The 21,792-nt window shown below is 68.3% G+C and carries 19 protein-coding genes; 4 read left to right on the plus strand and 15 right to left on the minus strand.

The window, feature by feature from the left end; all coding sequences use genetic code 11:
* Positions 1–24 precede the first annotated feature (24 nt).
* Positions 25–426 (plus strand): PPOX class F420-dependent oxidoreductase, encoded by a 402-nt coding sequence (locus G341_RS0111540; protein ID WP_018179301.1) that lies wholly within the window; start codon positions 25–27, stop codon positions 424–426.
* Here the strand turns inward: G341_RS0111540 and G341_RS0111545 are convergent, their stop codons facing one another.
* On the minus strand, positions 427–1,578 hold the full coding sequence (locus G341_RS0111545; RefSeq protein ID WP_018179302.1) for a M24 family metallopeptidase: 1,152 nt from the start codon (positions 1,576–1,578) through the stop codon (positions 427–429).
* Between the two features lie 93 nt (positions 1,579–1,671).
* Here G341_RS0111545 and G341_RS0111550 point away from each other — a divergent pair, with 93 nt between their 5' ends.
* Positions 1,672–2,610, plus strand: a complete 939-nt coding sequence (locus G341_RS0111550; RefSeq protein WP_026303565.1) for a 5'-3' exonuclease — start codon at positions 1,672–1,674, stop codon at positions 2,608–2,610.
* A gap of 21 nt (positions 2,611–2,631) precedes the next feature.
* Here G341_RS0111550 and G341_RS21845 read toward each other — a convergent pair whose 3' ends face one another.
* From G341_RS21845 to G341_RS0111620, 14 genes are all read right to left on the minus strand, one after another.
* Positions 2,632–3,642, minus strand: coding sequence for a DUF4333 domain-containing protein (locus G341_RS21845; RefSeq protein ID WP_018179304.1), 1,011 nt, complete (start codon positions 3,640–3,642; stop codon positions 2,632–2,634).
* 90 nt (positions 3,643–3,732) lie between these two features.
* A complete protein-coding gene (locus tag G341_RS0111560; RefSeq protein ID WP_018179305.1) occupies positions 3,733–6,522 on the minus strand; it encodes a DEAD/DEAH box helicase in 2,790 nt (929 codons plus the stop codon).
* On the minus strand, positions 6,519–7,478 hold the full coding sequence (tatC, locus tag G341_RS0111565) for a twin-arginine translocase subunit TatC (RefSeq protein ID WP_026303566.1): 960 nt from the start codon (positions 7,476–7,478) through the stop codon (positions 6,519–6,521). The genes G341_RS0111560 and tatC overlap by 4 nt, the downstream gene beginning before the upstream one ends.
* A 47-nt stretch (positions 7,479–7,525) precedes the next feature.
* Positions 7,526–7,777 carry a Sec-independent protein translocase subunit TatA gene (tatA, locus tag G341_RS0111570; protein ID WP_018179307.1) on the minus strand — a complete coding sequence of 84 codons (252 nt, stop codon included), beginning with the start codon at positions 7,775–7,777 and terminating at the stop codon, positions 7,526–7,528.
* 57 nt (positions 7,778–7,834) lie between these two features.
* Positions 7,835–8,833, minus strand: a complete 999-nt coding sequence (locus tag G341_RS0111575; protein ID WP_018179308.1) for a helix-turn-helix transcriptional regulator — start codon at positions 8,831–8,833, stop codon at positions 7,835–7,837.
* Entirely contained in the window at positions 8,830–9,861 is a 1,032-nt protein-coding gene (locus G341_RS0111580; RefSeq protein ID WP_018179309.1) for a helix-turn-helix transcriptional regulator, read from the minus strand. Before G341_RS0111580 ends, G341_RS0111575 begins: the two co-directional genes overlap by 4 nt.
* A 4-nt stretch (positions 9,862–9,865) precedes the next feature.
* Positions 9,866–11,242: a Pup--protein ligase gene (pafA, locus tag G341_RS0111585; RefSeq protein ID WP_026303568.1), complete on the minus strand. Its 1,377-nt coding sequence runs from the start codon at positions 11,240–11,242 to the stop codon at positions 9,866–9,868.
* A 10-nt stretch (positions 11,243–11,252) separates the two neighbouring features.
* Complete coding sequence (gene prcA / locus G341_RS21850; protein ID WP_018179311.1) at positions 11,253–11,990, minus strand: proteasome subunit alpha; 738 nt, start codon at positions 11,988–11,990, stop codon at positions 11,253–11,255.
* A complete protein-coding gene (prcB, locus tag G341_RS0111595) occupies positions 11,987–12,805 on the minus strand; it encodes a proteasome subunit beta (protein ID WP_018179312.1) in 819 nt (272 codons plus the stop codon). Before prcB ends, prcA begins: the two co-directional genes overlap by 4 nt.
* Positions 12,802–12,996: a ubiquitin-like protein Pup gene (locus tag G341_RS0111600; RefSeq protein ID WP_018179313.1), complete on the minus strand. Its 195-nt coding sequence runs from the start codon at positions 12,994–12,996 to the stop codon at positions 12,802–12,804. The genes prcB and G341_RS0111600 overlap by 4 nt, the downstream gene beginning before the upstream one ends.
* Positions 12,997–13,166: 170 nt before the next feature.
* On the minus strand, positions 13,167–14,666 hold the full coding sequence (gene dop, locus G341_RS0111605; protein ID WP_018179314.1) for a depupylase/deamidase Dop: 1,500 nt from the start codon (positions 14,664–14,666) through the stop codon (positions 13,167–13,169).
* A 51-nt stretch (positions 14,667–14,717) separates the two neighbouring features.
* Positions 14,718–17,273: an FHA domain-containing protein gene (locus G341_RS0111610; protein WP_155826933.1), complete on the minus strand. Its 2,556-nt coding sequence runs from the start codon at positions 17,271–17,273 to the stop codon at positions 14,718–14,720.
* Positions 17,274–17,341: 68 nt separating this feature from the next.
* Positions 17,342–19,057 carry a proteasome ATPase gene (gene arc, locus G341_RS0111615; protein ID WP_018179316.1) on the minus strand — a complete coding sequence of 572 codons (1,716 nt, stop codon included), beginning with the start codon at positions 19,055–19,057 and terminating at the stop codon, positions 17,342–17,344.
* A 122-nt stretch (positions 19,058–19,179) separates the two neighbouring features.
* Positions 19,180–20,016: a tRNA (adenine-N1)-methyltransferase gene (locus G341_RS0111620; protein ID WP_018179317.1), complete on the minus strand. Its 837-nt coding sequence runs from the start codon at positions 20,014–20,016 to the stop codon at positions 19,180–19,182.
* Between the two features lie 61 nt (positions 20,017–20,077).
* Between G341_RS0111620 and G341_RS0111625 the strand changes: the two genes are divergently transcribed.
* Positions 20,078–20,953: a RecB family exonuclease gene (locus G341_RS0111625; RefSeq protein WP_018179318.1), complete on the plus strand. Its 876-nt coding sequence runs from the start codon at positions 20,078–20,080 to the stop codon at positions 20,951–20,953.
* A complete protein-coding gene (locus G341_RS0111630; RefSeq protein ID WP_018179319.1) occupies positions 20,950–21,792 on the plus strand; it encodes a thioesterase family protein in 843 nt (280 codons plus the stop codon). The genes G341_RS0111625 and G341_RS0111630 overlap by 4 nt, the downstream gene beginning before the upstream one ends.

A 21,792-nucleotide genomic window follows, 5' to 3' on the forward strand; every position in this document is an offset into this window, starting at 1 on the left:
GGCCGGTGCTCGTAGGCTGCACCTATGCTGACCCCAGCCATCCTGTCCGATGCCGGGCTCGACTTCGTCACCGAGCGTCATCTGGCGACTCTGGCCACCGCGCGAGCCGACGGCACCCCGCATTCGGTTCCGGTCGGATTCACCTTCGATGCGCAGCACGGCCTGGTCCGCATCATCACCTCCGACGGCAATCAGAAGGTTCGCAACGTCGAACGGTCCGGTTATGCCGCGGTGACCCAGCTCGACGGCGCCCGCTGGCTGACGCTGGAGGGACCGGCGACGGTCCTGCGTGAACCCTCCGATGTGCGCGAGGCCGAGGCCCGCTACACGCAGCGCTATCGCCCGCCCAGGGAGAACCCGCGGCGGGTCGTCATCGTCGTCACCGTGCAGCGCACCCTCGGCACGGCCGAGTTCCGCGCCGGTTAGCTAGCCCGCCTGCGTCAGCCCGTGCTGGGTGTTGTTGACCGACTCGCAGCCATCGGCGGTGACGATCACGATGTCCTCGATGCGGGCGCCCCACCCGCCCGGGAAGTAGATCCCGGGCTCGATGCTGAACGCCATCCCCTCGCGCAGCACCAGGTCATTGCCGGCCACGATGTACGGCTCCTCGTGCACGGACAGTCCGATCCCGTGCCCGGTGCGATGCACGAATGCGTCGGCCAGGCCCGCAGCGGCCAGCACGTCGCGCGCCGCCGCGTCGATCGATTCCGCGGTGGCTCCGGGACGCACCGCGTCGACGGCCGCCTGCTGTGCCTGCCGCAGGACCTCGATCTTGTGGGCGGCCTGCCCGTCGACGTCGCCCACGACGTAGGTTCGGGTGCAGTCGGAGTTGTAGCCCGGCGCCACCGGACCGCCGATATCGACGACGACGATGTCGCCGTCCTCGATGACTCGATCGGAGACCTCGTGGTGCGGATCGGCGCCGTTCGGACCTGATCCCACGATGATGAACTCAGCCCGGGTGTGTCCGGCCGCCAGCATGGCCGACTCGATATCGGCCGCGATCTCGCCCTCGGTCCGTCCGGCTTTCAACCAGCCCGGCACCTGTCGATGCACCGCGTCGATCGCGGCACCGGCCCGTCGCAACGCCTCGATCTCGCTGGCATCCTTGATCATTCGCAGCTCGCGCAGCACCCCGGTCGCGAGCTCCAGCCGGATGCCGAGCCGATCGCCCAGCGGCACACTGTGCAGCGCCGGCATCGCATCGCTCACGCCGACGCGGGCCGCCCCGTCGCCGAGCGCCTCGACGATCATCCCGTACGTATCGTCGCCGTCGACCCAATCACGGATGGGCACCCCGATCTCCGTCAGCGCCGAATCACGCAGCGCGGCCAACTCCATGCGCGGCGCGACCACCGCCGGATCGCCCTCCGCCGGAATCACCAGCGCGCTGATCCGCTCGAACGTATCAATGTGCGCCCCAACGAGATACCGCAGATCCGGGCCCGGCGTCACCACGATGCCGGACAGCCCGGCCGCCGCGGCCAGCGCGGCCGCACGCGCCACCCGGTCGGCGTATACCGATGCCGGAAAGCGTTGCGGCGAGCTGGGCGACGGGCGATCATCAGGCGCGGTCATCGTCCCAACATATCGCGGCCGACCATTTCGTTGCGGGGGCCCGCTAGCCTGTGCCGTATGACGTCGCCCGCATTCCCGTCCAGCCCGCCGCTCATGCTGATCGACGGTGCCGGACTGTGGTTCCGCGCCTACTTCGCGGTCCCGGACAAGATCACCGCCCCCGACGGCCGGCCCGTCAACGCGGTCCGCGGCTTCGTCGACATGCTCGCCTCGCTGATCGTCCGCGAACGGCCGTCCCGGCTGGTCGTCTGCCTGGATGTGAACTGGCGACCGCACTTTCGCACGGCGCTGATTCCGTCGTACAAGGCGCATCGGGTCGCCGAGGTGGCCACCGACGCGACGAGTGCCGACGTCGAAGAGGTGCCGGACACGCTGACCCCGCAGGTCGACATGATCATGGGCGTCCTGGCGGCCGCCGGAATCGCGACGGCCGGCGCCGACGATTGCGAGGCCGACGATGTGATCGGCACCCTGGCCGACGGCGAAGCCACCCATCCGGTCGTCGTGGTCAGTGGTGACCGGGACCTGCTGCAGGTCGTGGCCGACGACCCGGTCCCCGTGCGCGTCCTCTACGTGGGACGCGGCCTGGCCAAGGCGGAGATGTTCGGCCCGGCCGAGGTTTCCGAAAAGTACGGCGTGCCCGCCGAGCGCGCGGGCACCTCGTACGCCGAGATGGCGATGCTGCGCGGCGACCCGTCCGACGGGCTGCCCGGCGTGGCCGGGGTCGGCGACAAGACCGCCGCCAAACTCATCACCGCGTTCGGCGACCTTGACGGCGTCGAGGCCGCGGCCCGCGACGGCGCGAAGGGCATCACGCCGCGCAACCGGGCTTCGCTCTTGGAGTCGGTGGACTATCTGAAGGCCGCGCGCACAGTCGTTTTCGTGCGCCCGGACGCACCGGTCGAATTCGATCGGGACGATCTGCTACCGGCCGCTCCCGCCGACCGCCCACGGCTCGATGAGATCGCCGCCGAGCTCGGAATCGGCAATTCGATCGGCCGTCTGGGCGAGGCGCTCGGCTGGACCGACTGACGGAGCGCTCGCGGTGTCGCGCTAGTTCTCGGCGACCGGGCGGCCGACCTGGAAATTGCCGTCGCTATTGGTCACCGTGATCGGCACCGTGAAGCTGTTGCCGTTGATCTTGGCGGTGCAGGTGAACGTCGCGTTCTTCTTGGCCTTCTGCCCGGACGGGCAGTTCACGTCGCTGAGCGTCTTGGAATCCACCTGATAGCCCTCGGGCGGTGCCGACGTCAGGATCTTGGTGACCCCGTCCTGCAGACCGCCCTGACTCAGCTTCTTCTGCAGCGCGAAACCCGGCGCGAGAAAAGCGGTGACCGCCAGCGCCACGGCGATGACGGCGATCGCCGCGGCGGCGATCAGCATCATGCGTGGCTTACGATCCGCGGCCGGCTTGACCATCGATGAGAAGGCACCGTCGGTCCCCGTCGGCTGACCGGACTGCTGCGGCGCCTGGCCCGCATGGCCCGGGTCGGTGACGAATGGCTGGTACGGCTGACCCGGCTGGCTGTACGCGCCGGGCTGCGCATACCCCGACGGAGCCGGATAGCCGGGCTGGCTGAGCTGTCCCGACTGTGCGGGCTGGGTGTAACCCGGCTGCGGGAACTGGCCCGACGCGGGCTGACCGTACGGCGTCGGCTGGGAATATTGCCCCGGCTGCGCGTACTGGCCCGGCTGCGGGTGTTGGGCTGGCTGCGGGTACTGGCCCGGCTGCGGGAACCCACCGGTCGGCGGCTGCGGGTATCCGCCCGGCTGGGGATACTGACCGGGCGCCGACTGCGGAAAACTCCCCTGCGGCGGCGCGCCGAACTGACCACTACCGGACTGGCCGGGATTGGGGTCATGGGACTGACCGAACTGTCCCGGCGCGGCCGGGGGCGGGAAATGGCCGGGCGAACTCACCTGTGTCGCATCGGGACCCGCGGCCGTCGGCGGCTGCGATCCGGGTACCCACTGACCTGGACTCGGCTGCTGATTCCAGCCCGACGACTGCCCACCCTGCGATGCATTCGGGTCGGGATTGCCGGGGTTCTCTGGGCCGCTCATCGGTCCTCCACTACTCACTACAGCTGATGGTCGGCAGGCCGATCAGATCGGTTGCCTGATCCGCTGTCCTCGACGCCGACGATACCGGCGTCACTGCATTTCGACGGCGACAACACCCCGGCGAATGGCCGCAATCGCGCGATCGGCGACACCCCGCAACGGGTCGTCTCGGCCGACCGCGCCGCGCAGCTGACCGAGCAGGTCGATCACCTGCCGGCTCCAGCGCACGAAATCCCCGGCGGGCAACGGCTTACCGCGTTCACCGGCGGCCGCAAGAACCTCCGACAGTGACCGCCCGGAAGCCCACGCGTGGATCGCCAATGCGAACCCCGCGTCGGGTTCCCGCGTCGGGGTCACCGACGCGGCGCCCTCGGCGGCCGACAGCTCGCGCCAGAGTTCGAAAGTCTGGGTCAGTACCTCACGCAGTCTCGGATTGGTGGTGATCAATGCCGGTCCGCTGAAGGTGTCCCGGCGCGACTCGTACACCATCGCCGACGCAACCCCGGCAAGGTCTTCCGGGCCGATCCCCTGCCAGACTCCGGCTCGCAGGCACTCGCAGATCAGCAGGTCGCTCTCGCTGTAGATCCGCCGCAGCGTGCGACCGTCCTCGGTCACCGTGAGCGCACCGCCCTCGCCCGGCGCCAGGTATCCGCGATCGGTCAGGATGCGGACCAGCCGGTCGAAACGGTTGGCGAGCGTCGATGTGCGCGCCGACACCGCGGCCTGCAACCTCTCGAGTTCGCGGGCCGCCCGATTGCGTTGCTCGGCAAGGCGGATCAACGAATCATGATGCGACACATCGTGCGCCGGATGATCGCGGAGCACCGCCCGCAACCGGACCAACTCCTCGTCGGTGACCTTGTCGACCGTCTTCGACTGTTTCCCGCGCGGCAGCTCGATCCCCGTCGAACGCAGCGCCGACGCGATGTCCCGACGCCCCTTGCCGGTCCGCCGGTCGACGTTCTTCGCGAGCCGCATGTGCCCCAGAACTTCGGGCGCATTGAGGAAATCGCGGACGCCCACCCGGCCGCACCAGGCGTCGTCGCTGAGAACGAGCGGCTTCGGATCGCGCCGGTCACCGGCCGGCTCCAGCACCACCGCGAGGCCGCGTCGACGCCCGTGCAGAGCGATGACCTGACCTCGCTTGAGCGCCGACAGGTCCTCGACCAGGGTCTCCTGACGGCGTGATCGATTGCGCGACTTGGCCTCACGCTCGCGCTGCCGGATCTCTTCCCGCAGCCGCATGTAGCCGGTGAACCCCGAATAGTCGCCGGTGCCCGGTGCGGCCGGACCCGGGTCGATGCCGTTTCGCTGCGCCTCCTCGCGCAGCCGATCATCGAGATCCTGCAGGGACCGGGTCGCCGACGCGATGCGATTCGCCTGCGTCGCCACCGACCTGTCGGCCTGGAACTGGGCGAACGAGCGGGTCAGCAGTTCACGAGAGCCCTCGAGACCGAGACGCTCGATCAGGTTCACCGCCATGTTGTATTCCGGCGAGAACGAGCTCCGCAACGGGAACGTGCGCGCACCGGCCAGACCCGCGACCGCCCCGGGGTCGAGCCCGTCGGCCCACACGACGACGGCGTGGCCCTCGATGTCGATGCCGCGGCGCCCGGCGCGCCCTGTCAGCTGGGTGTACTCGCCGGCGGTCAGGTCGACATGCGCTTCGCCATTGAACTTGACCAGCCGTTCGAGCACCACCGACCGGGCCGGCATGTTGATCCCGAGAGCCAGTGTCTCCGTGGCGAATACGACCTTCACCAGGCCGCGGACGAACAACTCCTCCACGGCGTGACGGAACGCCGGCAGCAACCCCGCGTGATGAGCGGCGAACCCCCGGCCCAGGCCGGCCCGCCACTCGTCGACGCCGAGGATGTCCCGATCCGCGGGTGACAGCTGGTCGACATACCTGTCGGCGACGGCGAACACCTCGGCGGTCTCGTCCGGTTCCAGCAGCCGCAGGCCCGAATCGAGACACTGCTTGAGCGCGGCGTCGCAGCCCGCCCGCGAGAAGATGAACGAGATCGCCGGCAGCAGCCCGTCGCGGTCGAGCCGGCCGATCAGATCGGGCCGCGACAGCGGCCGGCGGCGGCCGCGATGAGAATGACGATTGCGGTCCCGGCCGGATCGGCGCCGAGCCGGCAGGTCGTCGAGACGCTCGCGCTGCTCCCGCTCGCGGATGTACCGCGACAGCTCCGGATTGACCTCGCGGCGTTTCCCCGCGCCCGGCTGGCGCTGCCGCGGATCGAACAGGTCGAACATCCGCCCGCCGACCATCATGTGCTGCTGCAACGGAATCGGGCGATGCTCATCGAGGACGACGGCGGTGTCGCCACGCACGGTCTGGATCCACGCGCCGAACTCCTCGGCGTTGCTGACCGTCGCGGACAGGCTGACCACCCGCACCGCGGGCGCCAGATGCAGGATCACCTCTTCCCAGACGGCTCCGCGGAACCGGTCGGCCAGGTAGTGCACCTCGTCCATCACCACATGCGAGAGGCCCCGCAGCGCCGGCGAATTGGCGTACAGCATGTTGCGCAGCACTTCGGTGGTCATCACGACGATCGGCGCATCAGAATTGACCGAACTGTCGCCGGTGAGCAGACCCACCTGTTCGGCGCCATGCCGGGCAGCGAGGTCGGAGTACTTCTGATTGCTCAGCGCCTTGATCGGCGTCGTGTAGAAGCATTTGGTGCCGGCCGCAAGCGCCAGGTGCACCGCGAACTCGCCGACGATCGTCTTGCCCGCCCCGGTCGGCGCGCAGACCAGGACGCCGTGGCCGTGCTCCAGCGCCTCGCAGGCACGGACCTGGAAGTCGTCGAGGCCGAAGTCGAGATGCTCGACGAACCGGTCCAGCTCAGACCCCGGCACGACCGTCACAGCGTGTCATCGAACTCTGGAAGCGGCGCCGGATGGACCACCGGGCCCGGTGCGGCGGCCGCCGTCGCACCGACCGACTGCACACGCAGATCCAGCGGCGAGGCCTCATCGTCGGACACATCGCCCCACTGGTGCGCCTCGCGCTTGGCCTTGCGTTTGTCATGGATTCGGGCGAACTGCACGGCGACCTCGAACAGCACCGCCAGCGAGCAGGAGAGCGCGAGCATCGTGAACGGATCCGACCCGGGCGTCACCACCGCGGCGAAGACGAACAGACCGAAGATCAGCCCGCGCCGCCATTTCTTGAGCCGCGCATAGGTCAGGACGCCGATCAGGTTCAGCGCGACCACCAGGAGCGGCAGTTCGAAGCTCACGCCGAAGATGATCAGCAGATGGATCATGAAGCTGAAGTACTTCATACCGTCCAGGGCCGTGACCTGGACGTTCGAGCCGACCGTCAACAGGAAGTGGAAGGCCTTGGCCACCACCAGATAGGCCAGCACGGCGCCGGCGATGAAGAGCACCGATGCCACAAAGACGAATCCGCGCGCGTAGCGCTTCTCGTTCTTGTGCAGGCCCGGCACGATGAACTGCCACAGCTGGTACAGCCAGATCGGGCAGGCCAGCACGACGCCGGCGGTCAGCCCGACCTTGAGGCGGAGCATGAACTGGTCGAACGGCCCGGTGCCGAGCAGCCGGCACTCGCCGTTGGGGGTCAGTGACGCGCGCGCATCGGACGGCAGATCGCAATAAGGCCGGCGCAGCAGCTCGCCCAGCGACTCGATATGCCACAGGCCGTGTGAGTACCAGACGAACCCGACAATCGTGGTCAGGATGATCGCCGCCATCGAAATCAGCAGGCGGGTACGCAGCTCGTAGAGATGCTCGACCAACGACATCGTGCCGTCGGGATTTATGCGCCGCTTACTACGGCGCGGATCAAAGGGGATGCGCACGTTTCAGATGCCGGGCGCCCATGCAGCGACGGCTCCCGGGCTCACGGTCAGGCCGAGCGCTTCTCGGTCTCGGTCGGCGTCTCGACGGCGTCTGCCGCCGGCTCGGACTTCTCGAGCTGCTTGGGGGCGTCGGCGGTATCAGCCGCCTTGCTCTCGTTCTGCATCTCGCGCACCTCGCTCTTGAAGATGCGCAGCGACCGGCCCAGTCCTCGGGCGGCATCGGGAAGCTTCTTCGAACCGAACAGAATCAACGCGACGATCACCACGACGATGATGTGCCACGGCTGGATCGCACCCATTGCCAAAACCCTTCCCTTGAATACATCTCAATGCTAACCGATGTGATCGGTGCTGAGTTATTGCTGCGCGGCCGTATTGCTGTAGAGCTCGAGGGCCGCGGCCGCCCGCGCCTGCACCTGCTCGGCGATGTCGGGCCGATCGACGACCCGGATCCGGCCACCGAACCCGGCGAGGAACCGCACCATCCAGTCGATCGACCCGTAACTCATCTGTGCACGTATCGGCTGGTCAGCTGGGTGATCCTCGATCTGGTCCAGCGGCTCGATCAGGTAGTAGTCGAGCACCCAGAACTCCCTCGGATCGATGTCGACCTGCACCGACGGTACCGCCGGATCGGCATCGAACAGCGCGGTGACCGACGCTTCCGCCTCGACGGCATCCGACGGCACCTGAGCGGGTTCATCGAGCACCTGGACCCGGTCCATGCGGTCGAAGCGGAACAACCGCACGCTCCCCGCCTCCCGCGACCAGGCCTCCAGGTAGCTGTGATCGCCGATCGCGGAGATGCGGATGGGGTCGACCACGCGGTCGCTGACCGTGTCCCGGGTCGCCGAGTAGTACCGCATCGACAGCGCCCGCCCGTCGAGCAGCGCGCCCCGGACCAGCTCGGCCGGACCGTCCGACTCCGCGTCGCCGTCTGCCTCGCCATCACTCGTCGCGGACTGCACCGCGGTCGGAATCAGCCCGCCGACCGCGGCCTCGATCTTCGCGATCGCCGACCGGGCCGCCGACCGGTCGACGACGCCGGGCATGTCCAGCAGCGCTCGCAGGGCCACCAGCATCGGCGCGGCCTCGGCGGCCGTGAGCCGCAGCGGACGGTCGATGCCGGCGGAGAACGTCACCGCGACGCTGTCTTCGGTGAAGGCGAGGTCGATGAGGTCGCCGGGGGTGTAACCGGGCAGCCCACACAGCCAGAGCTGCTCGAGATCCTTCATGATCTGCTTCGAGCTGGTCCCCAGGTCCTGCGCGGCCTGCTCCGCGCTGGCCCCCGGATGGGCCAGGAAGTAGGGCACCATCGCCAGCATCCGGTTCAGTCGTGCTCCGCCGGCGTTCATCGAGCACCCCCGGCCATCGCGGTCAGCGCTTCGACAACGTTGTCGCGCAGCTCTTCCGGCTCCAGCACGACGACGTCCGGTCCCCCGGCCAGCACCTGGCGGGTCATCGCCTCCATCGACCAGATGTCGACGTCGACAACGGTTCCGGCGCGCGCGCCGCGCGTCTCGGCACGTTCCGAATTCGCCATCCGGCGCAACCCGCCGCCCCGTCCCTCGGCGATCCACAGCGTCGCCACGGCGAGCGGCCGCCCGGTATCGCCACGCGTGACCGCGGCGGCGACCAGCTCGCGGAGATTGACCTCCGCCGGCACCTGCACCGACCCCGCATCACCGAACGGCCGAACGGCGCCACCGATTCGCGACAGCCGGAACGTCCGCGGCGCGTTGCGATCCCGGTCGTGCCCGACGAGATACCACCGGCCACCATGGGTCACCACGCCCCACGGTTCGAGCGTCCGCTCGACGTAGGGCTGAGCGCGCCCGGGCCGATGATCGAAATGGATCGGCCGGCCGTCGTTGATGGCGGCGAGGACCGAACCCAGCACCGACTCGGAGCCGAGCCCGCGCGGCGGTGCCGGGCGGATCGGGTCGACCGCCTCCGCCTCCAGCTGGACACCCGCGGCCCGCAATTTCATCAGGGCGCCTTGGGAATTGGCCGTCATCTCCGGCGAATCCCAGAGCGCCGCGGCCAGCGCCACAGCGGCCGCCTCGTCGCGATCCAGGTCGATATCCGGCAGCTCGTAGGCGTCGCGATTGATCCGATAACCGTCGACCGAGCTCCAGCCGGACGTGCGGCCGGTCTCGAGCGGGATGCCGAGGTCGCGCAGCTCGTTCTTGTCGCGCTCGAACATCCGGTTGAACGCCTCGTCCGACTTGGACGATTCGTAACCGGCGACACTCCCCCGGATCTGCTCGGCCGACAGGTACTGCCGCGTCGAGAGCAGGCAGATCACCAGGTTCATCAGCCGTTCGACCTTCGACTTCGGCTGCGGCTCGAACTGTTGTGCGGTCGTCACGCTGACCACCATAGAGCTACATCGAAGCGATCAGACGATCGACGCGCTCATCCACGTTGCGGAACGGGTCCTTGCAGAGGACCGTCCGCTGGGCCTGGTCATTCAGCTTGAGATGCACCCAGTCGACGGTGAAGTCGCGGCCGGCCTTCTGCGCCGCCGCAATGAAATCGCCGCGCAGCTTGGCGCGGGTGGTCTGCGGCGGATTGTTCACCGCCGCGGCGATCGCCTCGTCGGTGGTCACCCGGGCCGCGAGCCCCTTGCGCTGCAGCAGGTCGAAGACGCCGCGGCCGCGCTTGATGTCGTGGTAGGCCAGGTCCAGCTGCGCGATCTTCGGATCGGACAGATCCATGTCGTAGCGATCCTGATAACGCTGGAACAGCTTGCGCTTGATCACCCAGTCGATCTCGGTATCGACCTTCGAGAAATCCTGCAGCTCAACCGCGTCCAGTGCCCGGCCCCACAGGTCCACGACCTGGGCCAGCTCCTGCGGCGACTGGCTGCCCTCCATCGGCTCCCGGCTCGCCAAGTACTCCTGCGCCCGATTGTGGTACTCGCGCTGGATGTCCAATGCGCTCGCGGTGCGCCCTCCGGCGAGCCGCACGGGTCGGGTGCCGGTGGTGTCGTGGCTGACCTCGCGGATCGCGCGGATCGGGTTGTCCAGCGAGAAGTCCCGGAACGCCACGCCGGCCTCGATCATCTCCAGCACCAGCGCGGCCGAGCCCACCTTGAGCAGCGTGGTCGTCTCGGACATGTTCGAATCGCCGACGATCACGTGCAAGCGCCGATATTTCTCGGCGTCGGCATGCGGCTCGTCGCGGGTGTTGATGATCGGCCTCGAGCGCGTGGTCGCCGACGACACGCCCTCCCAGATGTGTTCGGCGCGCTGCGACAGGCAGAACGTCGCCGACTTGGGCGTCTGCAGCACCTTGCCGGCGCCGCAGATCAGCTGCCGGGTCACCAGGAACGGCAGCAGCACATCCGCGATGCGCGAGAACTCACCGGCCCGCACGACCAGGTAATTCTCGTGACACCCGTACGAGTTGCCGGCCGAATCGGTGTTGTTCTTGAACAGGTAGATGTCCCCGCCGATACCCTCATCGGCCAGCCGATGCTCGGCGTCGTCCAGCAGATCCTCGAGGACCAGTTCGCCGGCGCGGTCGTGCTCGATGAGCTGGACCAGGCTGTCGCATTCGGCGGTCGCATATTCGGGATGCGAGCCGACATCGAGATACAGCCGGGCGCCGTTGTGCAGGAACACGTTCGAGGATCGGCCCCAGGACACCACCCGCCGGAACAGGTACCGCGCCACCTCATCGGGACTCAGTCGCCGATGCCCGTGGAACGTACAGGTGACCCCGAACTCGGTCTCGATCCCCATGATTCGCCGCTGCACGTTAGCAACCCTACTCAGAATCGGGCGACGCCTCGGGCAGCAACTCTGCAACGGTCGCGGCCGACAGCCGGCGGAACGCCCGCCGCGGCCGCGATCGATCGAGGATCGCCACTTCCAGGTCGCCGACGCCGATCTCCCGCGGCTCGGGCTTGTCCTTGCCATTGCTCGCCGGCCCGCCGGCCGCGAGCGCCCGCACGGCGCCGCTCAGGGCGGCCCCGAGCTCGGCGTCGGGCACATACGACTCGGTCATCGCCTCGGTGATGTGTTCGGTCACGCCGCCCATCACCAGGAACTTCGACTCGTCCGCGATCGACCCGTCGTAGGTGATGCGATACAGCTGGGACGGCGTATCCCGCCCCGGCCGCGCAACCTCGGCGACGCACAGTTCGACCTCGAACGGCTTGGCCTGCTCGGTGAACACCGAGCCGAGCGAGTTGGCATACGCGTTGGCCAGCGACAGGCCCGTCACGTCGGCACGGTCGTAGTTGTAGCCGCGCATGTCCGCGAGTTGGATGCCGGCTTTTCGCAGGCTCTCGAACTCGTTGTACTTGCCGACGGCCGCAAAACCGATCCGGTCGTAGATCTCGCTGACCTTGCGCAACGTGTTGGACGGGTTCTCCGCGACGAACAGCACGCCGTCGGCGAACGTCAGGGCGATGACACTACGTCCGCGCGCAATGCCCTTACGGGCGAGCTCCGAACGATCGCGCATGATCTGTTCGGCGCTGGCGTAATACGGGAATGTCATGCGTCCCCCTCGCCTTCGCCGGCGAACTCGGCGGCCCGGCGCTCGATCACCGACCGCACCGCGGTCGCGAGCTCATCCTTCGACAACTCGACCGCACCGGCGGCGTCGACGCGCACCGCCGTCGGATACAGCCCGCGGGTCATATCGGGCCCGCCGGTCGCCGAATCGTCGTCGGCCGCGTCGTACAGCGCCTCGACGGCCACAACCAGCGCCGCTTCGGCATCCATATCCGCACGGTAGAGCTTCTTGATCGACGATTTCGCGAACACCGATCCGGAGCCGATCGCCTGGTAGCCGCTGAGTTCCTCGTGCCGGTCACCCGCGACGTCGAAACCGAAGATCCGGCCCCGCTCGTCGTCCTCGTCATAGCCGACGAGCAGCGGAATCGCCGCCAGGCCCTGCATGGCCAGCTCCATGTTGGAGCGCACCATGCCCGCCAACCGGTTCGCCTTGCCCGCGAACGTCAGCGGGACGCCCTCGATCTTCTCGTAGTGCTCGAGTTCGACCGCGAACAGCCGGACCATCTCGACGGCCAGGCCCGCGGTGCCGGCGATGCCCACCGCCGAGAATTCATCGGCGATGAACACCTTCTGCATGTCGCGGCTGGCGATCAGATTGCCCGCCGTCGCTCGCCGGTCGCCCGCCAGGATCACTCCGCCGGGATACGCGATCGCGACGATCGTGGTGCCGTGCGGCACCTTATCGGCATCGGTCACCGTACGAACGCGATTGTGCGGCAACAGATGCGGCGCCTGATCACGAATGAACTCGGTGAACGACGAGATGTCACGGCCGACCTCGTGCAGCCCCGTCACTGGCCGCCCTTCTGCACGTAGGCGCGCACGAAGTCCTCGGCGTTCTCCTCGAGGACGTCGTCGATCTCGTCCAGTAGATCGTCGGTGTCGTCGGCCAGCTTCTCGCGCCGCTCCTGCCCCGCTCCGGCATCCGGGCCGACGTCGTCACCGTCGTCGCCACCACCGGTCCGCTTGGTCTGTTCCTGCGCCATGCTGCCTCCCTCGTTCTCGGGGCCGAAGTCCCTAGAACTAAAACACTACCGGTCACCACCGTCGCCGCAGGTGCATTGCGGGCGGTGTGGCACGCCCGCAGCCAGCGCGACTGACGATCTGCACAGCTGAGGCGAAGTTTCGCAAAGCCCGGACATGTCGGGCCGAATCGTCAGGTGGTCAGCTGATCGACCAGTTCGGCGGCCGAATCCACGGAATCCAACAGCTCCCCGACGTGGGCCCGACTCCCCCGCAGCGGCTCCAGGGTCGGGATCCGCACCAGCGATTCGCCTCCCAGGTCGAAGATCACCGAGTCCCAGCTGGCCGCCGCGATGTCGGCACCGAAGCGGCGCAGGCATTCGCCGCGGAAGTAGGCACGGGTGTCGCTCGGCGGGGTCGTCACGGCATCCAACACCTGCTGCTCGGTCGTCATGCGCAGCATCGATCCGCGGGCGACGAGGCGGTTGTAGAGGCCCTTGTCCAGCCGCACGTCGGAATACTGCAGGTCGACGAGCTGCAGCCGCGGCGCCGACCAGCTGAGCCCCTCGCGATTGCGGAATCCTTCCAGCAGCCGCAGCTTCGCCGGCCAGTCCAGCAGATCCGCGCACTCGGACGGATCGCGCTCGAGCTTGTCGAGGATGTCGATCCAGGTGTCCAGCACATGCTGGGCGCGGGTGTCCTCCGGGTGATGCGCGGCAACGAATTTCGCGCAGCGCTCGTGATAGATCCGCTGCAGCGCAAGGCCCGTCAGCTCGCGCCCGTCGGCCAGCGCGACCACGGCCGTCAGCGTCGGATCGTGGCTGATGGTGTGCACGGCGGTGACCGGCCGGGCCAGCTCCAGATCGGACAGGTCGATACCGGCCTCGACCAGGTCGAGCACCAGCGCCGTCGTGCCGACCTTCAGATATGTTGCGGTCTCGGCCAGATTCGCGTCGCCGATGATGACATGCAGCCGGCGATAGCGGTCCGGGTCGGCGTGCGGCTCGTCGCGAGTGTTGATGATGCCGCGCTTGAGGGTGGTCTCCAGACCCACCTCTACCTCGATGTAGTCGGCGCGCTGGCTCAGCTGGAAACCCGCCTCGTCGCCCGACTGCCCGATGCCGACCCGGCCCGAGCCGCAGAAGACCTGCCGCGTCACGAAGAACGGCGTCAGCCCGACGATCAGGTCGTTGAACGGCGTCTGCCGGTCGACCAGATAGTTCTCATGCGTGCCATACGAGGCGCCCTTGCCATCGATGTTGTTCTTGTACAGCTGCAGTTTCGGCGCCCCCGGCACGCTGCCGACATACCGCGCCGCCGCCTCCATCACCCGCTCGCCGGCCTTGTCCCAGACGACGGCGTCGAACGGGTCGGCGACCTCCGGTGCCGAGTACTCCGGGTGCGCATGGTCGACGTAGAGCCGCGCCCCGTTGGTGAGAATCATGTTGGCAGCGCCGATTTCGTCGGCGTCGATGATCGGCGCCGGCCCGGTGGTGCGGCCCAGATCGAAACCCCGCGCGTCGCGCATCGGTGACTCGACCTCGTAGTCCCAGCGGGTGCGCTTGGCGCGCGGGACGCTGGCGGCGGCGGCATACGCGAGTACCGCCTGTGTCGAGGTCATGATCGGGTTGGCCCCGGGGTCTCCCGGTGCGGAAATGCCGTACTCGACCTCGGTTCCGATGATCCGCTGCATGTCACCGAGCGTACGGACCGACGAGAACCACGTGGCCTCCGGCCTGCCCCGCTACCGGCGCGGGGCCTTGAGCCGCAGCCGGCGATACACCAGGAACCACAACATGATCGCCATCAGGGCCAGCACGCCCCACGCCAGGCCGATCGCCGAGGCCTCGTGCTTCCACAACGGTTCCTTGGTGACCAGCGCGACGGATGTCATGTAGCTCTTGACGTCGATTGTCGAGGCGGCGGCCGCGTATCCCCACCGCGACGGGATGAACCAGGCGAACTGCTCGACCCCGGCCCGACCGTGCAGACCGAACATGCCGCCGCACATCACCAGCTGCACCATCACGATCACGACCAGCGGCGGCATCGTCTGCTCACTGGTACGCACCATCGCCGAGATCAGCAGTCCCAACAGCACCCCGACCATGCCGACGAACACCAGATCCAGCGGCAGTTCGATGATGCTCGGCAGCAGCACGCCCTTGCTCGGCGGAGTTCCCTGCCCGGCGTAAGTCACCGCCATCAGGATGACGATCTGCACGACCAGCGCGACACCGAACACCAGCAGCTTCGCCAGCAGATACGCGCCGGGCCGCAACCCGACCGCCCGCTCCCGATGGAAGATGGCCCGCTCGCCGACCAGATCACGCACCGTCAGGGCCGATCCCATGAACACCACGCCGACCACCAGGACGACGAGGATCTGCAGGGTCTGCGTGCTCATCGGGTCGGTCAGTTGACGTTCCACCCGCAGCCCGACCTTGCCGGGGATGGCCAACGACAGCAGGCCGATCACGACGGGCAGCGCGAGCAGGAATCCGAGGTAGCCCTTGTCCGCGAAGATCAACCGGCTCTGCCGCCGGGCGACCGTCGCGGTCTGCCGGACGAAGCTGGCCTGCTTGGGCCGCGCCCGCTCCGGCGGGATCGCGCTGGGCTGCGGCGGCGGCTGACGCCGACTGCGGCTGCGGTGCCGCTCCCACGCCTGGTCCGGCTGGGCCGCGGCATAGGCGAAGATCTCGGCCCAATCATCGGTTCCCAGAGCCGCTTTCACCTGATCGGGCGGCCCGCAGAAGGCAGTCTTGCCGCCCGGGGCCAGCATCAGCACCTGATCGCACATCGACAGGTACGACACCGAGTGCGTCACGACGATCACCACACGTCCGGCGTCCGCGAGCCTGCGCAGTGTCTGCATCACCTGCCGGTCGAGGGCCGGGTCGAGACCGGACGTCGGTTCGTCCAGCAGCAGCAACGACGGGCCGGTCAGCAGCTCCATGGCCACCGACGCGCGCTTGCGCTGGCCGCCGGAGAGTTTGTCGACGCGAGTCGACTTGTGTTCTGTCAGTTGCAGTTCCGCGAGAACACCGTCGATGACCGCGTCACGATCGACACGGCTCATGTCCGGCGGCAGCCGCAGCTGCGCCGCGTACCGCAACGCCTGCTGCAGGGTGAGGCGACCGTGCAGGACATCGTCCTGCGGCACCATGCCGATCCTGGTGCGCAGCGCCTGGTAGTCGGCGTGCACATCGCGGCCCTCGAAGGTCACCGCCCCTTCGGTGGGCGCCGAGGTTCCCGAGATCACCCGGGACATCGTCGATTTGCCCGCACCCGAGGGTCCAATGATCGCGGTCAGGCTGCCGGGACCGGCCGCGAAGTCGACGTCGTTCAGCAGTTTCTTGTTGTCGACGGTGAGGCTGACGCCGTAGACGTTGACGCCGCCGGCGACGATCTCCTTCTCTTGGCCGCGCACCAGGGTGCCACCGGCGACGACGAGGTCGGAGTTGCCGATCGTCACCACGTCACCGTCGGACAGCTGCTGGCGCGTGATGCGTCGACCGTTGACGAACGTGCCATTGCTGCTGCGCAGGTCCTCGATCACCAGAACCACACCGGACTGCGCCGAGTCGGTCCCGCCCGCTGCGCTCCCGGTCCGGGTCACCTGGGCGTGGTGCCGGGACGCGAGCACGTCGGGGATGACTATGTCGTTGTCCGGCGTGCGGCCGATCCGCATTGCCGACGCCGCCGACACGGAGATCGAGTCCCGTACCGGCGGCGGGGCGGGGGTCGCGGGACCGGCCTCGGGCGCGGCGACCTGATAGACCGCGGACAGATTCTGGCGCATCGCCTGCAGATGCGGCAGATCGGCGCCGCCCGCGGGGAGGGTGAACTGTCGGACACCGATCGGCTGGATGAGGCGGCCGGTCGGCGGGCGCTGAGCGGGCTGCGGCCGTGATGGCGGCGCCGAGAGAACGGCGGGATTCACACGCGGCGGTGTCGGCCGAGACGGTGGGGCCTGAGGCGGGACTGCCGGCGCGACCACGCCGACCTCGACCACCGGCCCGTTGACCGGGTCACCGAGACGCAGCGCCAGCGGGCCGCGGATGGGATAGCCGCGCACCCGCTGACCGCCCACGAAGAAGCCGTTGGTGCTGCCGGCGTCGACGGCATGCCACACGCCGCCACGCAGTTCCAGCACCAGATGGTGCCGCGACACCTGCGGCTGCGCGATCACGACATCGTTGTCGGGCGTCCGGCCGATCGTGACCCGCGGACCGAACGGAACGTTCTGCGGCACACCGTTCACCGCCACCGTGAGCGTCGGCATCACTGAGGAGTTCATCACCGGCAACAATAGCGGCGAAACTCCCGGACACCGGCCTCAACCGGCGGCGCTGTCGACTGGTCGGGCTACAGGTACTGGCCGGTGTTCGTCTCGGTGTCGATCGCCCGGCTGGCACCCGCGCTCTTGCCGGTGACCAGCGTGCGGATGTAGACGATCCGCTCGCCCTTCTTGCCGGAGATCCGTGCCCAGTCGTCCGGGTTGGTGGTGTTCGGCAGATCCTCGTTCTCGGCGAACTCGTCGAGGATCGAGTCGAACAGATGCTGGATCCGCAGACCCGGTGCACCGGTCTCCAACTGCGACTTGATCGCGTACTTCTTCGCCCGGTCGACGACGTTCTGGATCATCGCGCCCGAGTTGAAGTCCTTGAAGTACATGACCTCCTTGTCGCCGTTGGCGTAGGTCACCTCCAGGAACCGGTTGTCCTCGGTCTCGGAGTACATCCGCTCGACGACCTTCTGGATCATCGCCTTGATGCAGGCGCTGTGGTCGTCGCCGAACTCCGCCAGATCGTCCGCATGGATCGGCAGCGCGTCGGTCAGGTACTTGGAGAAGATGTCCTGCGCCGACTCCGCGTCCGGCCGCTCGATCTTGATCTTGACGTCCAAGCGGCCCGGCCGCAGGATCGCTGGATCGATCATGTCCTCGCGGTTGGACGCGCCGATCACGATCACGTTCTCCAGGCCCTCGACGCCGTCGATCTCGCTCAGCAGCTGCGGCACCACGGTGGTCTCGACGTCGGAGGAGACGCCGGAGCCACGCGTACGGAAGATCGAGTCCATCTCGTCGAAGAAGACGATCACCGGCGTGCCCTCGGACGCCTTCTCGCGCGCCCGCTGGAAGATCAGCCGGATATGCCGCTCGGTCTCGCCGACGAACTTGTTCAGCAGCTCGGGGCCCTTGATGTTGAGGAAGTACGACTTCGCCTCGCGCGCGTCGTTGCCCCGCACCTCCGCGATCTTCTTGGCCAGCGAGTTCGCGACCGCCTTGGCGATCAGCGTCTTGCCGCATCCGGGCGGGCCGTAGAGCAGCACGCCCTTCGGCGGACGCAGGTCGTAGTCGCGGAACAGGTCCTTGTGCAGGAACGGCAGCTCGACCGCGTCGCGGATCTGCTCGATCTGCCGGCCCAGGCCGCCAATGTCCTCGTAGCCGACATCCGGCACCTCTTCCAGGACCAGGTCCTCGACCTCGGCCTTGGGGATGCGCTCGAAGGCGAAGCCGGCCTTCGTGTCGACCAGCAGCGAGTCGCCGGGGCGCAGCGTGCGCTTGTCGTCGCCGCCCACGTCCTCGCCGTCGACCAGCGGATCCGACAGCCAGACCACCCGCTCCTCGTCGGCATGACCGACGACGAGCGCCCGATGGCCCCCGTCGAGGACCTCGCGCAGCGTCGAGATCTCGCCGACCGAGTCGAAGTCGCCGGCCTCTACGATCGTCAGCGCCTCGTTGAGGCGGACCGTCTGGCCGCGGTGCAGCAACTCGGTCTCGATATTCGGCGAGCAGGTGAGCCGCATCTTCCGGCCGGAGGTGAAGACGTCCGCGGTGTCGTCGTCGTGCACCGCGAGCAGCACGCCATAACCGCTCGGCGGCTGACCGAGCCGGTCCACCTCTTCGCGCAGCGCAACCAGCTGTTCGCGCGCGTCCTTGAGCGTGTCGAGCAGCTTCGTGTTACGCGCGGTGAGCGTTTCGACCCGCTCGGCGAGATCGGCAGCGGATGCCGACTCTGTGCGCGGGCGAGCGCCGCCCGATTCCGGACCGGTCGATCCCGGTGTCGTGGAAGACGTCATGACGACTCCTCTGCAATCGCCCCCGTGATCAGTGGGCTGATCAATGGGTGTAGCTACCACGCTACCGGGCGAGTCGAGTCAATAGTCCGTTCGGCGCGCCGACCTCCCGGTTCGACCGCCGCTCAGCCCTTCGACGGCCGGCGCTGCGGCCGGGGTGCGACCGTGCCGTCCGCGAGACGCCGCGCGCTCACCAGGAACGCCGTGTGGCCCTGCATCTTGTGCGACGGACGCACCGCCAGGCCGACGACATGCCAGTCACGGACCATCGACTCCCAGCTGCGCGGCTCGGTCCAGCAGCCCTGCTCACGGATGGTCTCGACGATCTTGGACAGCTGCGTGACGGTCGCGACGTAGGTGATCAGCACTCCCCCCGGCTTGATCACCCGGGCCACCGTCTCCAGCGTCTCCCACGGCGCGAGCATGTCCAGGACGACGCGGTCGACCGAGTCGTCCGCGAGCTCCGAATCCGCGAGGTCGCCGATCGTCAGATCCCAGTTGGGCGGGCGCTCACCGAAGAAGGTGTCCACGTTGCGGACCGCATGTTCGGCGTGATCGTCGCGGACCTCGTAGGAGACGACCTTGCCTTCCGGGCCGACGGCCCGCAGCAGCGCACAGGTCAGCGCGCCCGACCCGGCCCCGGCCTCCAACACCGTCGCGCCGGGGAACACGTCGCCCTCGACGACGATCTGCGCCGCATCCTTCGGATAGATCACCGCCGCGCCGCGCGGCATCGACAACACGTAGTCCACCAGCAACGGCCGCAGCGCCAGGTAGGCGGTGCCGCTGGTCGCGGTCACCACGGTGCCCTCGTCGCTCCCGATCAGATCGTCATGCGCGATCGCGCCGCGGTGCGTGTGGAACTGTCCGCCGGGCTGCAGGACCACGGTGAACTTGCGGGCCTTGGAATCGGTGAGCTGCACCCGATCGCCCACTGTGAAGGGGTTGGACATGCGAAACATTGTGCGGCACGGGCGGCGCGTGCAACGAATCTTGTCGTGACCGCCGCCTACGCTTCGGGGTGTGACCACCCTGATCGACGACCAGCCGGACACCGCCGGCAGCAGCGGCCCCCGCGCGCCCGCTCTCTCCCCGTCCCGGGCGGCCGACTACAAGCAGTGTCCGCTGCTCTACCGATTCCGCGCGATCGACCGACTGCCCGAACCGCCGACCACCGCGCAGGTCCGCGGCACGGTCGTGCACTCGGCGCTGGAAACGCTGTTCGAGTTGCCGCCCGAGCTGCGCGTCCCGGAGTCGGCCGCCGACCTGGTCGACGGTGCGTGGGGCGCCATCTGCGAGCGTCAGCCCGAGCTGCACGAGCTCGTGCCCGACGCGGACGTCGAGGGGTTTCTAACCGAGGCCCGCCGGCTGATCGCCACGTACTACACGATGGAAGACCCGACCCGGTTCACGCCGGAATCCTGCGAATTGCATGTCGAGGTCGAACTCGCCGACGGCGTCCTGTTGCGCGGCTTCGTCGACCGGCTCGACGTGGCGCCGTCCGGGGCGATCCGCGTCGTCGACTACAAGACCGGGCGGATGCCCAGCGAGTTGTTCGAGGCGCGGGCCCTGTTCCAAATGAAGTTCTACGCGCTGGCCATCCTGCGCCTGCGCGGCACGGTGCCGGCCCGGCTGCAGCTGATGTATCTCGCGGACGGCCAGAACCTGGTGTACGAACCCGATGAGGCCGAACTGGAACGTTTCGGCCGCACCCTGACGGCCATGTGGACGGCGATCCGGACCGCTGGCCGGACCGGCGACTTTCGGCCCAAGAAGAGCCGGCTCTGCGCCTGGTGCGACCACAAGGCGCACTGCCCCGAGTGGGGCGGCACCATCCCGGAGTACCCGGGCTGGCCCGAACAGAAAGCGACGCCCGAAGAACCGGAAGAGGTCCGATGACCGGCTACTACCTGCCGCTGCGTGTCGACGATGAGTACGAATACCTCACCGCCACCGAGGCGACCGTGAGTGTCTGGTCCCCCGAATTGCAGCACGGCGGCCCGCCGAGCGGCCTGCTCAGCCGCACGCTCGAGCGTTTCGCGGCCGCGAACGGCATGGCGAGTATGGTCTTCTCACGCATCACCATCGACATCCTCGGCCCGATCGCATTGGGTGAGAACCGGGTTCGCGCCTCCGTGCTGCGTCCTGGCCGGCAGATCGCGCAGCTGGTCGCCGAACTGGAATGTCTCGGGCCGTCCGGCGAATTCCGCACGGCGGCCCGCGCCACGGCATGGTTGCTGAACGGTTCGGACACCAGCGACGTCGAGCGCTACGCCGGCGTGGTCGCGCTGCCCGACCCCGCCGGCCTGCAGCAGGAACACGGATTGCAGTCGGCCGGACCGGAATTGGCGCAGTGGGCGCATATCGGGTTCGTCTCCACCCTCGAGCATGCCGTCGTGCCGCAGCCCCACAGTTATCTTCCGGGCGACCCGACACGCGCCTGGCTGCGCCCGACGGTGCCGCTGGTCGCCGGAGAGCGGTCGACCCCCTTGCAGACCTTCCTCACGGTCATCGACGTCGCCAACGGACTGGGCGCGCGGCTGCAGGCCCGCGACTGGACCTTCATGAACACCGATACCACGGTGCATTTCTATCGACCACCGGTCGGCGATTGGGTCGGTATCAGCGCCGAAGTCCGCGTCGGGCCCGCCGGTGTCGGCGCGACCGAGGCCGAGATCTGCGATGTCGGCGGACCAGTCGCCACGACTGCGCAAACGCTGCTGCTGCAACGCAACTGA

Source organism: Jongsikchunia kroppenstedtii DSM 45133 (genome assembly GCF_000380485.1).
In the GTDB taxonomy this organism is placed as follows: Bacteria; Actinomycetota; Actinomycetes; order Mycobacteriales; family Mycobacteriaceae; genus Jongsikchunia; species Jongsikchunia kroppenstedtii.

What these genes read in the sequence shown, in the direction of transcription:
- arc (WP_018179316.1), bottom strand. Translation starts at nt 19,057, where the DNA reads ATGACGTCTTCCACGACACCGGGATCGACCGGTCCGGAATCGGGCGGC.
- G341_RS0111610 (WP_155826933.1), bottom strand. Translation starts at nt 17,273, where the DNA reads ATGAACTCCTCAGTGATGCCGACGCTCACGGTGGCGGTGAACGGTGTG.
- G341_RS21845 (WP_018179304.1), bottom strand. Translation starts at nt 3,642, where the DNA reads ATGAGCGGCCCAGAGAACCCCGGCAATCCCGACCCGAATGCATCGCAG.
- G341_RS0111550 (WP_026303565.1), top strand. Translation starts at nt 1,672, where the DNA reads ATGCTGATCGACGGTGCCGGACTGTGGTTCCGCGCCTACTTCGCGGTC.
- G341_RS0111575 (WP_018179308.1), bottom strand. Translation starts at nt 8,833, where the DNA reads ATGAACGCCGGCGGAGCACGACTGAACCGGATGCTGGCGATGGTGCCC.
- G341_RS0111620 (WP_018179317.1), bottom strand. Translation starts at nt 20,016, where the DNA reads ATGTTTCGCATGTCCAACCCCTTCACAGTGGGCGATCGGGTGCAGCTC.
- G341_RS0111540 (WP_018179301.1), top strand. Translation starts at nt 25, where the DNA reads ATGCTGACCCCAGCCATCCTGTCCGATGCCGGGCTCGACTTCGTCACC.
- tatA (WP_018179307.1), bottom strand. Translation starts at nt 7,777, where the DNA reads ATGGGTGCGATCCAGCCGTGGCACATCATCGTCGTGGTGATCGTCGCG.
- G341_RS0111545 (WP_018179302.1), bottom strand. Translation starts at nt 1,578, where the DNA reads ATGACCGCGCCTGATGATCGCCCGTCGCCCAGCTCGCCGCAACGCTTT.
- G341_RS0111630 (WP_018179319.1), top strand. Translation starts at nt 20,950, where the DNA reads ATGACCGGCTACTACCTGCCGCTGCGTGTCGACGATGAGTACGAATAC.
- G341_RS0111580 (WP_018179309.1), bottom strand. Translation starts at nt 9,861, where the DNA reads ATGGTGGTCAGCGTGACGACCGCACAACAGTTCGAGCCGCAGCCGAAG.
- prcA (WP_018179311.1), bottom strand. Translation starts at nt 11,990, where the DNA reads ATGACATTCCCGTATTACGCCAGCGCCGAACAGATCATGCGCGATCGT.
- dop (WP_018179314.1), bottom strand. Translation starts at nt 14,666, where the DNA reads ATGCAGCGGATCATCGGAACCGAGGTCGAGTACGGCATTTCCGCACCG.
- G341_RS0111600 (WP_018179313.1), bottom strand. Translation starts at nt 12,996, where the DNA reads ATGGCGCAGGAACAGACCAAGCGGACCGGTGGTGGCGACGACGGTGAC.